Consider the following 12,274-nt stretch of genomic DNA (forward strand, 5'->3'; position numbering starts at 1 on the left):
CACAGCACATGCATAGATTTCCTGGGACCGCTGCCACGGCCGTGGCAGCTTTTTTTTGGGTTTCCGTTCCCGCCCCCGTTGTCGCGCACGAACTGTGCACCATCGTCGCCGACGCCGACACGGGCCAGTCCCTGGTGCACAGCGGCCCGGCCTGCGCCGAGCGGGTCACGCCGGCGTCCACCTTCAAGATCGCCATCAGCCTGATGGGCTATGACGCCGGCATCCTGCAGGACGAATCCCGGCCCGCGTGGCCGTACCAACCGGAGTATCCGGACTGGGGCGGCGATGCCTGGCGGCGCGATATCACGCCCCAGGCGTGGATGAAGGACTCGGTGTTCTGGTACTCGCAGCAGGTGGTGATGCGTCTGGGCCAGCAGCGCTTTGACGCCTACGTGAAGGCCTTCCGCTATGGCAACGAGGATGTCTCTGCCGTGCCAGTGGCCGACCCGGGCCACAACGGCGTGTGGGTGGTGTCTTCGCTGCGCATCTCGGCGGCCGAGCAGGTGGCCTTCATGCGCAGGATCGTGCGCCGGGAACTGCCCGTGAACAGTCAGGCCATCGACATGACCGCGCGCATCACCCGGCATCCAGTGGCCGTGGGCGGCTGGACCGTGCATGGCAAGACGGGCACGGGCTCGCCGGGCAGCGACAACCGCTACGACGCCAGCCGGGCCTATGGCTGGTACGTGGGCTGGGCCACCAAGGACGAGCGCAGGCTGGTGTTCGCCACGCTGATCCAGGACGAGCAGGCGCAAAAGCCCAATGCCGGCCTGCGCGCCCGCGATGCCCTGCTGCAGCGACTGCCTGCCGTGGACCGCTGACAATGCACGGGCCGTTCCTTTTCCGTACACCTTCCGCACACGAGCGACAGACCGACACCCGATGAAGACCATTGACGAAATGCTGAACCTGGACCTGCTCACCCCCGAGCAGCACGTTGAGATCAGCGACTGGATCGCCCGCGCGAACTCCCCCGAGGAAATACTGCAGATGCCGGCCCCCCTGTGGCAGGCCGTGGAGCGGGCCAGCGAGGCCATGGGCGTCAATGCCGATCTTCTGCGGCCGCCCGCGCTGGATGCGGGCGGCACGGTCTTCGGATAGAGCGTGCCACGCCTCGTCCCGGACCCCTTTCCCGGCTTTCACGGGCACATCAAAGTGCATAGCACGCTCTAGGGCAGGCGCCGCAGTTCACCATCCCATCATCGACCGGTGCGCGCCAATGCCGGCCATGGCGCCATCGCTCACGGCCATGGCCACGTTGCCGGCCGCGCGGGCCGCGTCGCCACAGGCGAACACGTTGGGGACGCTGGTGGCCTGGCCTTCCGCGACCTTGATGAAGGGACCCATGGGGCCTTCTTCCAGGGCGCAGCCCAGCTGTTCGGCCACGGGGCTGGCGATGCGGGTGCGCGGCTGGGTGAACAGGCCATCCATGACCAGGCGGCGGCCGTCCTGCAGCAGCACGTCGGCCCGGCCTTCCAGGCGGGCGATGGGCGTGGCCTCCACCTGGGTGCCCCGGCGCGCAAGGGTGGAAAGTTCTTCGGCGCCGGGCGTGTAGGCGCCGTTGAGCAGCAGCGTGGTCTGGCCCCAGTCGGGCAGCATGACGGCGTGGTGGTGGGCCAGGGCCGAGCTGGCGATGATGCCGATGCGGCCCGCATTCATCTCGTAGCCGTGGCAGTACGGGCAGTGAAAGACGCTGCGGCCCCAGCGCTCGGCCAGTCCCGGCACGGGCGGCAGGCTGTCATGCACGCCCAGCGCCAGGACGATGCGGGCAGCGCTGATGGCCGTGCCCGCTGCACGGAACTCCAGCCGGCCATCGGGCGCCACGCGGGCGTCCTCGGCCGTGCCGTCCAGCCACTGCACGGTGGGATAGGCCATCAGCTGCTGCCGGGCCTGGGCGGCGATCTGGGCGGGGGCCACGCCATCCTGGGTGAGAAAGCCGTGCGATGTCTCGCCGGCCTGGTCCACGAAGCGGTTGCGCCGCAGCCCGGCATCGACCACCAGCACCTGGCGGCGCGCACGCGCCAGTTGCAGCGCGGCGGACAGGCCGGCATAGCTGCCGCCGATGACGGCGAAATCAACGTGTTTCATGCGAGTGCTCCTGCAGTTGGTGCCAACCCTGGCCGCCTGCTGCGCGATGGCGGGCCAGGCGGGCGTGGAAGTCTTGGGACAGGGCAGCCAGCGTCACCGTGCCCAGCCGCGCGAGCAGGGCGGCCTCGGCCTGCTGCACCGCATTGCTCAGCGCTTCGTTCACGGCCTGGGCGACCAGGCATTCGGGCCGGTCTTCCCTGAAGCCCAACGACACCAGATCAGGGGCGCCCAAGGCTTCATGCACGCCGCGCAGCGTGGTGCGGTCCAGCTCGCAAGACAGCACCCAGCCCCCGCCATGGCCTTTGGCGGAGGTGACAAGGCCTGCATCGCGCAGGCCCGACATCAGCCGGCGCAGCACGACCGGGTTGGTCTGCAGCGCGGCGGCGAGCATGTCGGAGGTGGCAGGTCCATCGCCCTCGGCCATGTGCAGCAGCACATGCAGGACGTCCGAGAATTGGCTGTTCTGTTTCATGCAACATTATTTGTTGCATGAGTGTGGCCTTGTTTCGCGAAGGGATATGGACCTGCCGTCCGGGTGCGCCATCAGGACTCGCCCGTGAACCCGATCTGCTTGACCAGCGAACTCCAGCGCTCGAACTCGGCCTGCTGGTCGGCCGCCATTTCCTGCTGCGTGCTGCCGCGCGCCAGCAGGCCCAGGGCCGCCAGCCCGTCGATCACGGCCTTGTCCTTGAGCGCGGCGGTGATGGCCGCGTTGGCGTTGGCAATGGTGGCGGCCGGGGTCTTGGCGGGCGCGTAGAACCCGAACCATTCCTCCACCGTGACATCGGGAAAGCCCAGTTCGGTGAAGGTGGGCACGTCGGGCAGGAAGGGCGAGCGCTGCTTGCCCGAGGTGGCCAGCACGCGCAGGCGGCCCGCCTTCAGGTACTGCAGGTAGTCGCCGCTGGGGTTCATGGTGGCCGCGATCTGGCCGCCCACCAGGTCGGTGATGCTCGGCACGGTGCCGCGATAGGGCGCGTGCTTGAGCTCCACGCCCGAGCGCAGGCCCAGCAGCGCGCCCAGCAGGTGCGGCATGGAGCCCGCGCCCGGCGAGCCGAAGCTGGCGCGGTCGGGGTTGGCCTTGGCCCAGGCCAGGAAGTCCTTGAGCGTCTTGACCTCGGCCGGCACGGCGGGGCCCACGGCCAGGCCGTGGTAGATCACGGCGCCAATCGATACGGGCGTTGCGTCTTCGGGCCTGTAGGTCAGCTTGGGGTAGATGTGGGGATAGACCGAGAAGGCCGATACGGGGGCCAGTGCCAGCACGGAACCGTTGGGCGGGGAGTTCTTCAAGGCCTCCACCGCGATGCGGCCTCCGGCGCCGGGCTTGTTCTCCACAAAGCCCGGGCCCTTGCTGTAGGGCGTGCCGCCCAGCCGCTCGGCCACGCGGCGGGCCACGCTGTCGCCCGAGCTGCCGGCCGGAAAGCCGTACATGATCTTGACCTGGTCCAGTGCCTGGGCCAGGGCTTGCAGCGGTGACAGCGAGCCCAGGGCGGCGGCGCTGCCCAGGGCCTGGACGAAATGACGGCGATGCATCTGCATGGGATGTCTCCTGGTGAATATGGGAAAGGCAGGCGGATGGAAGCGGCTCAGAACATGTGGCGGATGCCCACGTTGATGCCGGTCTGCGAGCGTCCCGGCGCGGTGTTGCTGCCCGGCGCGCCGCCGCTGACCGAGACGGTCGCCAGGCGGTCGTTGCGGATGTGGCCGAGCTGGGTGTAGACCGCCGTGCGCTTGGACAGGTTGTAGATGGCGCGTGCCACCAGCAGGTCGGAGTCGTAGCCCGACACGCCGCGGTAGCGCAGCGTGAGCCACTGGGTTTCGAGCACCAGGGCCTCGGTGACCGGGTAGGAGGCGCCCACGTACCACAGGTTGCTGCGTGGCTTGACGGCGTCGCCGTCGTTGTCGCGGCGCAGCAGGCCGCCGCCGATCTTCACGCCGGCCAGCTTGAAGTAGCCGCCCAGGTGCAGGCGCTCGTCATGCTTGGCGCTGGAGTTCATGCCGCCGAACACCGGGTCGGTGGACGAGGCCGGCGTGCGGCCGTTTTGCTGCTCGTAGCCCAGCGCCACGCCCCAGGCCGGTGTGTCGTACTTGGCGTACAGTGACCATTGGCGGCAGGCCTGCGTGTCCGATCCGCTCTCGCCCGGGCAGTTGGTGCCTGCCGGGCTGGGGCCGGCATTGACGGTGTCACGCCCGAAGCTGTAGCCCGCGCCCAGTGCCAGCCCGCCGAAGTTGCCGCGCCAGGCCAGCATGTTGTCGGCGCGCGAGTTGGGAATGTAGGCGTCCAGCGAGCCCATGGCGAAGACGGCCGGACCGATGATGTCCGAGTCCAGCAGCGACCAGAACAGCATGGAGTTCTGGCGGCCCATGGTCAGGCTGCCCCAGTTGCCGCCCAGGCCCACCCAGCTTTGGCGGCCAAAGCCGCGCCCGCCCTGGTTGAAGGTGCCCTGGTCGGGCGCAAAGCCCGACTCCAGCGTGTAGATGGCCTTGAGGCCGCCGCCCAGGTCCTCGCTGCCGCGCAGGCCCCAGCGCGAGGGCACCATGCTGGTGGTCGATGGCATGCGGCTGAGACCGCCGCCCGCCGCCACATTGTTCAGGTGCTCCACGCCCACATCGACGATGCCGTAGAGCGTGACGCTGGAGGTGCCTTGCGCGAAGGCGCCGAAGCTGGCGCCGGAGCCGGCCAGGGCCAGCACAGCGGCGGCCGCCAGGGTCAGCGGGGAAGGGGTTTTTTGCATGGTGATGTCTCCTCTGGTTTGAAAAATCGTTGCCGTCTTGGCGTGGGTGTCCGCGCGCCTTTTTTTCAGGCGCAGCGGGGCCAGGCCCCGCCGGGGGGCGGGACTGCGGACAAGGGGGTGGATGAGGGCGGAAGGGGGCGGGCCGTTCAGGCGCCGCCCGCCTTCAGTGCATGGTCAGCGGCAACTGAAGCTGGCAGCGCTTTCCATGTCGCCGCTGCCGTTGTAGCGGGCGGCCAGCGGATGGGGGCACAGCGGCCGGGTGCGCGTGGGCGACCAGTTGGCGGGCAGGTCGGCGTTGGTGCCGCCCGCGTTGCCCGCGCCGCGCGCACTGGCGATCACGCGGTCCGGCGCCTGGCCTTTCTCCACCCAGGCCACGAGGGAGCTGAGCATGTCGAACTGATCGGTGGCCGGGCCGCCGCTGCAGTGGTTCATGCCGGGCACCAGGTACAGGCGGGCGAAGTCGGCGGCGTCGCCATGGTTGCGGCGCAGCGTGTCGTACCACTGCACGGTGTCATCGCTGGAGAAGATGGGGTCGGCCGTGCCGTGGTAGACCATGAGCTTGGCGCCCCGGTTGCGCAGCACGGGCAGCTTGCCGTAGTCGGGCGGCATCATCAGCGACAGGCCGCTTTCCGTGAAGGTGCCGTTGGTCGCCTGCACCTTGGCCAGCATGCTGTCCACGCTGCCGTTGAGGGCGAACTGCGCGTCGTTGAAGCTGGCGGCGCTTTCCGGCGGCGTCTGCCAGATGAAGGCCACGGCACCGGAGTCGCGGCTGATGGGGTTGGAGAATTTCCAGCCGGCCCAGCCGGCCGTATCCAGGCCCGCGTCATACGGGAAGCTGTTGTAGATGCGGCTGCCGCCGCTGGTGGTGGCGCCCTTGAACAGGCCGGCAATGGTGCTCTTTTGCTCGGCGCTGAGGCAGCTGCCGTCGCGCGCACCGCCGCAGGTGGGCACATCGCGCGACAGGTCGAAGCTCGCCTGGCAGGCTGCGCCGGCCTGCACCATGCCGTCGGTGGCCCCGTCCAGCGCATCGCACCGGGCCAGCACGGCCTGGCTGACCAGGCGGCGCTCGGCCTGGGTGAAGCCCGTGCCCAGGTCCGAGGGCGTGGTCGCCAGCTTCGCATAGCCCTGGGCGCCGGCAATGTTGGCAATGGCCGCCAGCGGCAGGCGCGTGCCGGGGTTGCCGGCGATGATGCCGTCGTACTGGTCGGCATAGCGCGAGGCCGCCACCATGGCGTGGCGCCCGCCGTTGGAGCAGCCGCCCAGGTAGGAGCGGTCAGGCCCCTTGCCATAGGCCGTCTGCAGCGCGCTGCGCGCCATGGGCGTGAGCTTGCCCACGGCCTGGTAGCCATAGTCCAGCCGCGCCTGCGGGTCCAGGCCGAAGAAGGGACCCAGGCTGCCTGCATGCCCGGCATCGGAGCTGAGCACGGCAAAGCCCATCTGCAGCGCGTTGCCCAGCGGCCCGCCGCCCAGCGCGCCCACGGCCGTGCTCACGACGCCGTCCAGCCCGCCGTTGGCCTGGTAGAAGAAGCGCCCGTTCCAGTCGCGCGGCAGGCGCATCTCGAAGCCCACGGCGTAGTTCTGGCCATCCACGGTGCTGACGCGCTCGTGCATGCGGCCGGTCACGCGGCAGTGCTCGGCAATGGGCTTGCCCGCCACCGCCAGCGTGCCGGCGGCCACGGTCTCGGCGGCGGTGATGCGGGTGTTGGGGAAGGATATTTTCGCGGCCAGGTCCGTGCACGACAGCAGCGTGGCGGGGCGGGCCTCGGCCAACTGCGCGATGCCGTCGCTCGAGCCGCCGCAGGCCGACAGCAGCAGGGCGGGCAGGGCGGCGGCCAGCGCGGCCGGCAAGGCGCGGGAACGGGTCTTGTGGATCTTTCTGTCCATGTCTGTCTCCTCGGAAGGTGGTGTGAAGCCTCAGCGCGAATCCGTTGCGTGGCAGCCGTTGCCTGCATCTGCATCGCTTTCTGATGGCCGCGATTTTGGTTATATTTAATAACCAATTCAAGCGGCCTTTGCGAATTTCTTATTGGGACTTCCCCTTGATTGCGGGGCAGGCAGCAGGCCGCACAGGAGACAGACATGGACCACGAAAAACTCATTGCCATCGACATCCACACGCATGCCGAGGTGAGCTGCTGGAACCCGTTCGACAACTACGGCGAGGAGTACGACCGCGCCGCCGACAAGTACTTCGGCAACGGCCGGCGCCCGACCATCGCCGAGACCGTTGCCTATTACCGCGAGCGCAACCTGGGCCTGGTGATGTTCACGGTGGACAGCGAATCGCAGCTGGGCCGGCGCCGCATTCCCAACGAGGAGATCGCCGAGGCTGCGCGGGCCAACAGCGACATGATGGTGGCCTTCGCCAGCATCGATCCGCACAAGGGCCGCATGGGTGCGCGCGAGGCGCGGCGGCTGATCGAGGAAGAGGGCGTCAGGGGCTTCAAGTTCCACCCCACGGTGCAGGGCTTCCATCCCTACGACCGCATGGCCTGGCCGATCTACGAGGTGGTGGCCGAGCACCAACTGCCGGCCATCTTCCACACGGGCCACAGCGGCATTGGCAGCGGCATGCGCTGCGGCGGCGGCCTGCGCCTGGCCTACAGCAATCCCATGCACCTGGACGACGTGGCCATCGACTTTCCCGACATGCAGATCGTGATGGCCCACCCCAGCTTTCCCTGGCAGGACGAGGCCCTGTCCGTGGCCCTGCACAAGCCCAATGTCTGGATCGATCTGTCGGGCTGGAGCCCCAAGTACTTTCCCCGGCAGCTGGTGCAGTACGCCAACACCCTGCTCAGGGACCGCGTGCTCTTCGGCAGCGACTATCCCCTGATCACGCCCGAGCGCTGGATGAAGGATTTCCAGGAAGCCGGCTTCAAGCCCGAGGTGATGCCCGGCATCCTCAAGGGCAATGCGGTGCGGCTGCTGGGCTTGGACCGGCCCGCCGCGCAGAAGGCGGACTGAGCGCGCTCAGTTGTAGATCTTCTGCAGCAGCTGGATCAGCGTTTTGCGCTCGGCATCGGTCAGGCGGTAGGTGGCATCCATCTCCAGCTGGGCCGCCGTTCTTTCTGCCTGGGCCGTGAGTTCGGCGCCGGCCGGCGTCAGGTGCACGCCCACGGCGCGGCGGTCTGTGGGATGGGGGCGGCGCTCGATGAGCTTGCGCCGCTCCAGGGCGGCGATCAGGCCCACCAGGTTGGGCGGCATCACGTCCAGCGCCGTGCACAGCTGGCGCGAGGTGATGCCGGGGTTGTGGGACACCAGGGACAGCACGGAGAACTCCACCATCTTGAGATCGTGGGTGGCCATGCGCTCCACGAACACCTCGATGATGGACATCGAGGCACGCCGGGCGTTGTAGCCGACCAGGGTGTGCAGGAAAGAGGCGTCGATGGACGGCCCCGGCGCTGTGGCGCCGGACGGGGCCGTGTTCTCTTCGGACGGAGCGGGCTTGGATGTGCGGGCGCGGGGCATGGGTTCAAGGAACTGAAAATCGAATCATAGTGTGGCGCGCGGCTGCCGTGGTCCGGGGCCTAAGGCCGTGGCGATTGGCCGCGTTCGCCTTCAGCCTGTCTTCAGGCGTGCTTCAGCCCCCCTTCAGCCTGCGCGTGCGCCATGCGCCCGGACGGTCCTACATTGCGGCCTGCCCCCTTGCGGGCATGACTGCATCAGCAACCAGGAGGACCATCCATGATGACTTTTCGCCATTCCCGCGCGTGGCTCGGCGCGGCCGGCATCGCCACCCTTGCCCTGGGCCTCGCGGCCTGCGGCGGGGGCTCTTCGGGCAGCACCAACCCCGGGCCGCGCATCTGGGGCTACATCCAGCTGCCTGACGGCAACAAGATGCGCTATTCGGTGGTCTTCCCCAAGGGGCCGGGGCCTTTTCCCGTGCTGATGGAGTACGACGGCTACGGATCGGGCTCGGTCACGGACCAGACCACCCAGGAATGGACCCAGGAAGGCTATGCCGTGATGGGCCTGAACGTGCCCGGCACAGGCTGCTCCACGGGCGAGAACCAGTGGGCCGACGCCTCCGTGGGCGCGGCCGGGGCGCATGCGGTGGAGTGGGCGGCGCGCCAGGCGTGGTCCACGGGCAAGGTGGGTATGGTGGGCTATTCGTACTCGGGCTACGACCAGCTGTGGGTGGCGGCCCAGCGTCCGCCCAGCCTCAAGGCGATCGCGCCGGGCAAGAACGTGGCCGATCCCTACCGCGACGTGGCCTATCCGGGCGGCATCCAGAACATCGGCTTTCCCGCCAACTGGTGGCGGCAGTTCCCCGCGATATGGCGCAAGGCCGCCGACGATGCCAGGGCGCTGGATGGCGATACCGGATGCGCCCAGGTCGTGGAGGACAACATCCGCAAGATCCAGCGCCCTGACCTGGACATGGCGCGCTGGCTGGACGAGGACCGCTTCTTCGGCGCCCGCTACGCGCTCAAGAGCGCCATGAACTCCACGCACCGCATCGACATCCCCACGCTGGGCACCCAGTCCTGGCAGGACGAGCAGGTGGGCACCCGTATGGGCTACTACGAGGACAGCATCGCCCCGGACAAGATGTGGCTGATCAGCTCCAACGGCGACCACCACACCGACAACGCCCCCTTTCTGCGCGAGACCATGAAGCGCTTTTATGCGCGCTTTCTCAAGGGCGAGAGCAATGGCTTCGAGCACACGCCCCGCGTGCTGCTGGCGCAGGAAATGCAGTGGATGAACGGTGGGGGCGACTATGGGCAGCTGCGCCCCTCGGCCGTGGCCAGCTTTGACCGGCTGCCCGTGCGCGTCACGCCCATGACGCTGTGGCTGCAGCCGGGCGGCGGCCTGGGCGATGCGCCGCCGCAGGCCGAGCGCCAGTCGGCCAGCTACCGCTACCCGTTGCCGGGCGCCGAGGCCAACCATCCCGACGCGGATACCGAGTCCGGCGCGGGCCAATGGACGGCCAGCCCCGCCGGGCAGGGCCTGCTGCGCTTCACCACGGCCCCGCTGCCGCGCGCGCTGAGCTTTTATGGCGAGGCCTCGCTGGACCTGTGGCTCAGCGCCACGGCCGGCGACACCGATGTGCAGGTCACCGTCTCGGAGGTGCGTCCCGACGGCCAGGAGATGTTCGTGCAGCGCGGCTGGCTGCGTGCTTCCATGCGTGCGCTGGACGGCCAGCGCTCCACCGCCTTGCGGCCCTGGGGCGATTTCACCGAGGCCGCCGTGCGCCCGCTGCGCCCCGGCGAGCCCACGCTCATGCGCGTGGAAATTCAGAAATTCGCCCATGTGTTCCGCGCGGGCTCCAGCCTGCGCGTGACCCTGGACACGCCTTCGCAGACCGGGTACTGGGCCTTCGACCATCTGTCCACGCCTTCGACCAACACCGTCTGGCTGGACCGCAGCCGGCCGTCGAAGATCGTGCTGGGCCACATCGCCTATGCCCATGAGCGGCAGCTGCCGGACTGCCGGCGCATGCTGCGCCAGCCTTGCAGGCCCAACGAGGAGGCCGTTCCTTCGGGCGTGGGCCCCCTGCCGCCGCTGTGATTTCATGCCCCGGTGTTGACTATGAATGAACGTTCGTTCATCATTCGGGGCATGAAAAAGAAAGAAGACATCAGCGAGCGCCGGGCCGTCATCGTGGAGGCCGCCCTGCAGTGCTTCGTGGAGCGCGGCTTTCACTGCACCAGCATGCGCGACATCGCGCAGGCTGCCTCGGTGAGCCTGGGCAATCTGTACAACCACTTCGACAGCAAGCAGGCCTTGATTGCCGAGGTCGCCACGCAGGAGCAGACCGAGCTGCTGCCCTTGCTGCAGGCGCTGGAGCGGGCCGCAGCCCCTTCGCTGCCTGTGGTGGCGCAATTCCTGGCCGCCTACCAGGCGCTGTGCCGCCAGCGGGAATGGGCCGTGCTCAGCGCCGAATGCCTGTCCGAGATCGCGCGTTCGCCCGGGCTGGCGCCGGCCTTCGAGGCCAACCGCAGGCGCATGCTCGACGGCCTGGCAGGCTTCATGGAGCGCGGGGCGCAGCAGGGCCTCTTGCGGCCCGCCGTGCCCGTGCGCCTGGCCGCGCAATTGCTGCTGGATGCCGTGGAAAGCGATGCGCTGCGCTTTGCGCTGGCGGTGACGCCGCAAGAAGACGCGGGGGCGGATGAAGGGGTCGATGTGCTGCATCCCGCCTTGCTGGCCTGCCTTCTTGGAGGCGAGGCACGGGGGGACGCGACATGAGGCACGCCACCGGCAGGGGCGCCCGCCTGGCGGGGCTGGACCTGGCGCGCTACCTGGCGCTGGCAGGCATGGTGTTCGTCAACTTCAAGCAGGCCATGCATCCCGCGCTGCAGGAGCCGGGTTGGCTGCTGTCGTTCTTCCATTTTCTGGAGGGCAAGGCCTCGGCCACCTTCGTGGTGCTGGCGGGACTGGGCCTGGTGCTGGCCACGCGCTCGCTGGAGCCGGCCACGGCGCGCCTCTGGACGCTGCGCCGCGCGCTGTTCCTGCTGGTGGCCGGTGGCATGAACCTGCTGATCTTTCCGGCCGACATCATTCACTACTACGCGGTGTATTTCGTGTTGGCCATCGCCTGGCTGCAGGCCGGCGCACGGGCGCTGCTGGCCGGCATGGCGGCAGTGGCCGTGCTGTCCGCCTGGGCCTTGCTGCAGCTGGACTACAGCCAGGGCTGGGACTGGGCGAGCCTGTCCTACCAGGGCCTGTGGGAGCCGGCCGGCTTTGCGCGCAACCTGCTGTTCAACGGCTTCCATCCGGTGCTGCCCTGGTTTGCGTTCTTCCTCTGCGGCATGCTGCTGGCGCGCCTGCCGCTGGCCGAGCCGCGCGTGCAATGGGGCCTGGTGGCTGCGGGCGGCTTGATGGTGGGCGCGGCCTGCGCCGTCTCGGCACTTGCGGCACAGAGTGAATGGGCTCCCTGGCTGGCCACCGGCCCCATGCCGCCCGGCCCAGCCTATCTGCTGATGGGCCTGGGCTGCGCCAGCATTGCCATAGGCGCCTGCCTGCGGCTGGCCGACCGCTGGCCCGCCGGACCGTGGCGCGGCCTGCTGCCGGCCGGGCGCATGACGCTGACCCTGTACCTGGCACACATCCTCATCGGCATGGGCCTGCTGGAGGCCATGGGCGCTCTGGACGGATCACGCAGCCTGCGCGAAGTGGCCGTGGCCGCCGCGCTGTACGTGATCATCGCCAGCCTGGCCGCCTGGGCCTGGAGCAAGAAGGCGGCGCAGGGGCCCGTGGAGTGGGTGATGCGGCGGCTGACGGCACTGGGCTGACGCAGTCTTGCAGGGCGATGGCCCCGGGCCTGCGGCGTTGGCGACCCTGCTGTAAGATAGCTCTCCGCTCCGGGGTGCACGCCAGTGCTGAGATCCACACCCGAGAACTTGAACCGGGTCATTCCGGCGGAAGAAGAGCTTGCACCCCTGCGTGGCCGCCCATGCGCCACGGGCGGGGCGCCTTCGGAGCATCACGTCCCAGCTCTCGAA

General features: G+C 69.0%; 12 protein-coding genes and 1 riboswitch. Of the genes, 6 read left to right on the forward strand and 6 right to left on the reverse strand.

Translation table 11 applies throughout. From position 1 onward, the window contains the following. Positions 1-8 precede the first annotated feature (8 nt). Positions 9-821, forward strand: coding sequence for a class D beta-lactamase (blaOXA, locus tag AAN986_RS10540; protein ID WP_349335637.1), 813 nt, complete (start codon positions 9-11; stop codon positions 819-821). Between the two features lie 61 nt (positions 822-882). Then, positions 883-1,101, forward strand: coding sequence for a hypothetical protein (locus AAN986_RS10545; RefSeq protein WP_043790243.1), 219 nt, complete (start codon positions 883-885; stop codon positions 1,099-1,101). Between the two features lie 87 nt (positions 1,102-1,188). Here AAN986_RS10545 and AAN986_RS10550 read toward each other — a convergent pair whose 3' ends face one another. The 5 genes from AAN986_RS10550 to AAN986_RS10570 all read right to left on the reverse strand — a co-directional run bounded on the left by AAN986_RS10550 (position 1,189) and on the right by AAN986_RS10570 (position 6,704). Then, positions 1,189-2,088, reverse strand: coding sequence for an NAD(P)/FAD-dependent oxidoreductase (locus tag AAN986_RS10550; protein WP_349335638.1), 900 nt, complete (start codon positions 2,086-2,088; stop codon positions 1,189-1,191). Beyond that, positions 2,075-2,560 carry an Rrf2 family transcriptional regulator gene (locus tag AAN986_RS10555; RefSeq protein ID WP_349335639.1) on the reverse strand — a complete coding sequence of 162 codons (486 nt, stop codon included), beginning with the start codon at positions 2,558-2,560 and terminating at the stop codon, positions 2,075-2,077. Before AAN986_RS10555 ends, AAN986_RS10550 begins: the two co-directional genes overlap by 14 nt. 71 nt (positions 2,561-2,631) lie before the next feature. Next, positions 2,632-3,624 carry a tripartite tricarboxylate transporter substrate-binding protein gene (locus AAN986_RS10560; protein WP_349335640.1) on the reverse strand — a complete coding sequence of 331 codons (993 nt, stop codon included), beginning with the start codon at positions 3,622-3,624 and terminating at the stop codon, positions 2,632-2,634. A 47-nt stretch (positions 3,625-3,671) separates the two neighbouring features. Beyond that, complete coding sequence (locus AAN986_RS10565) at positions 3,672-4,820, reverse strand: porin (RefSeq protein ID WP_047219673.1); 1,149 nt, start codon at positions 4,818-4,820, stop codon at positions 3,672-3,674. A gap of 174 nt (positions 4,821-4,994) precedes the next feature. Then, positions 4,995-6,704, reverse strand: a complete 1,710-nt coding sequence (locus tag AAN986_RS10570) for a tannase/feruloyl esterase family alpha/beta hydrolase (protein ID WP_016450571.1) — start codon at positions 6,702-6,704, stop codon at positions 4,995-4,997. A 195-nt stretch (positions 6,705-6,899) separates the two neighbouring features. Between AAN986_RS10570 and AAN986_RS10575 the strand changes: the two genes are divergently transcribed. After that, on the forward strand, positions 6,900-7,787 hold the full coding sequence (locus AAN986_RS10575; protein WP_016450570.1) for a 4-hydroxyphenyl-beta-ketoacyl-CoA hydrolase: 888 nt from the start codon (positions 6,900-6,902) through the stop codon (positions 7,785-7,787). A 6-nt stretch (positions 7,788-7,793) separates the two neighbouring features. Here AAN986_RS10575 and AAN986_RS10580 read toward each other — a convergent pair whose 3' ends face one another. Beyond that, positions 7,794-8,294 carry a MarR family transcriptional regulator gene (locus AAN986_RS10580; RefSeq protein ID WP_349335641.1) on the reverse strand — a complete coding sequence of 167 codons (501 nt, stop codon included), beginning with the start codon at positions 8,292-8,294 and terminating at the stop codon, positions 7,794-7,796. 216 nt (positions 8,295-8,510) lie between these two features. On the opposite strand from AAN986_RS10580, the gene AAN986_RS10585 reads away from it, so the two are divergent. Genes AAN986_RS10585 through AAN986_RS10595 form a run of 3 tightly spaced genes read left to right on the forward strand, consistent with a single transcriptional unit; the run spans position 8,511 to position 12,064 of the window. Next, positions 8,511-10,340 carry a CocE/NonD family hydrolase gene (locus AAN986_RS10585; RefSeq protein ID WP_349335642.1) on the forward strand — a complete coding sequence of 610 codons (1,830 nt, stop codon included), beginning with the start codon at positions 8,511-8,513 and terminating at the stop codon, positions 10,338-10,340. 51 nt (positions 10,341-10,391) lie between these two features. Continuing rightward, entirely contained in the window at positions 10,392-11,018 is a 627-nt protein-coding gene (locus AAN986_RS10590) for a TetR/AcrR family transcriptional regulator (RefSeq protein WP_063325956.1), read from the forward strand. After that, positions 11,015-12,064: a DUF418 domain-containing protein gene (locus tag AAN986_RS10595; RefSeq protein ID WP_349335643.1), complete on the forward strand. Its 1,050-nt coding sequence runs from the start codon at positions 11,015-11,017 to the stop codon at positions 12,062-12,064. Before AAN986_RS10590 ends, AAN986_RS10595 begins: the two co-directional genes overlap by 4 nt. Positions 12,065-12,124: 60 nt before the next feature. Next, positions 12,125-12,216: riboswitch (TPP riboswitch) on the forward strand. The last annotated feature ends 58 nt before the right edge of the window (positions 12,217-12,274 follow it).

It is taken from the genome of Delftia sp. DS1230, from assembly GCF_040112715.1.
GTDB classification, from domain to species: domain Bacteria; phylum Pseudomonadota; class Gammaproteobacteria; order Burkholderiales; family Burkholderiaceae_C; genus Comamonas; species Comamonas tsuruhatensis.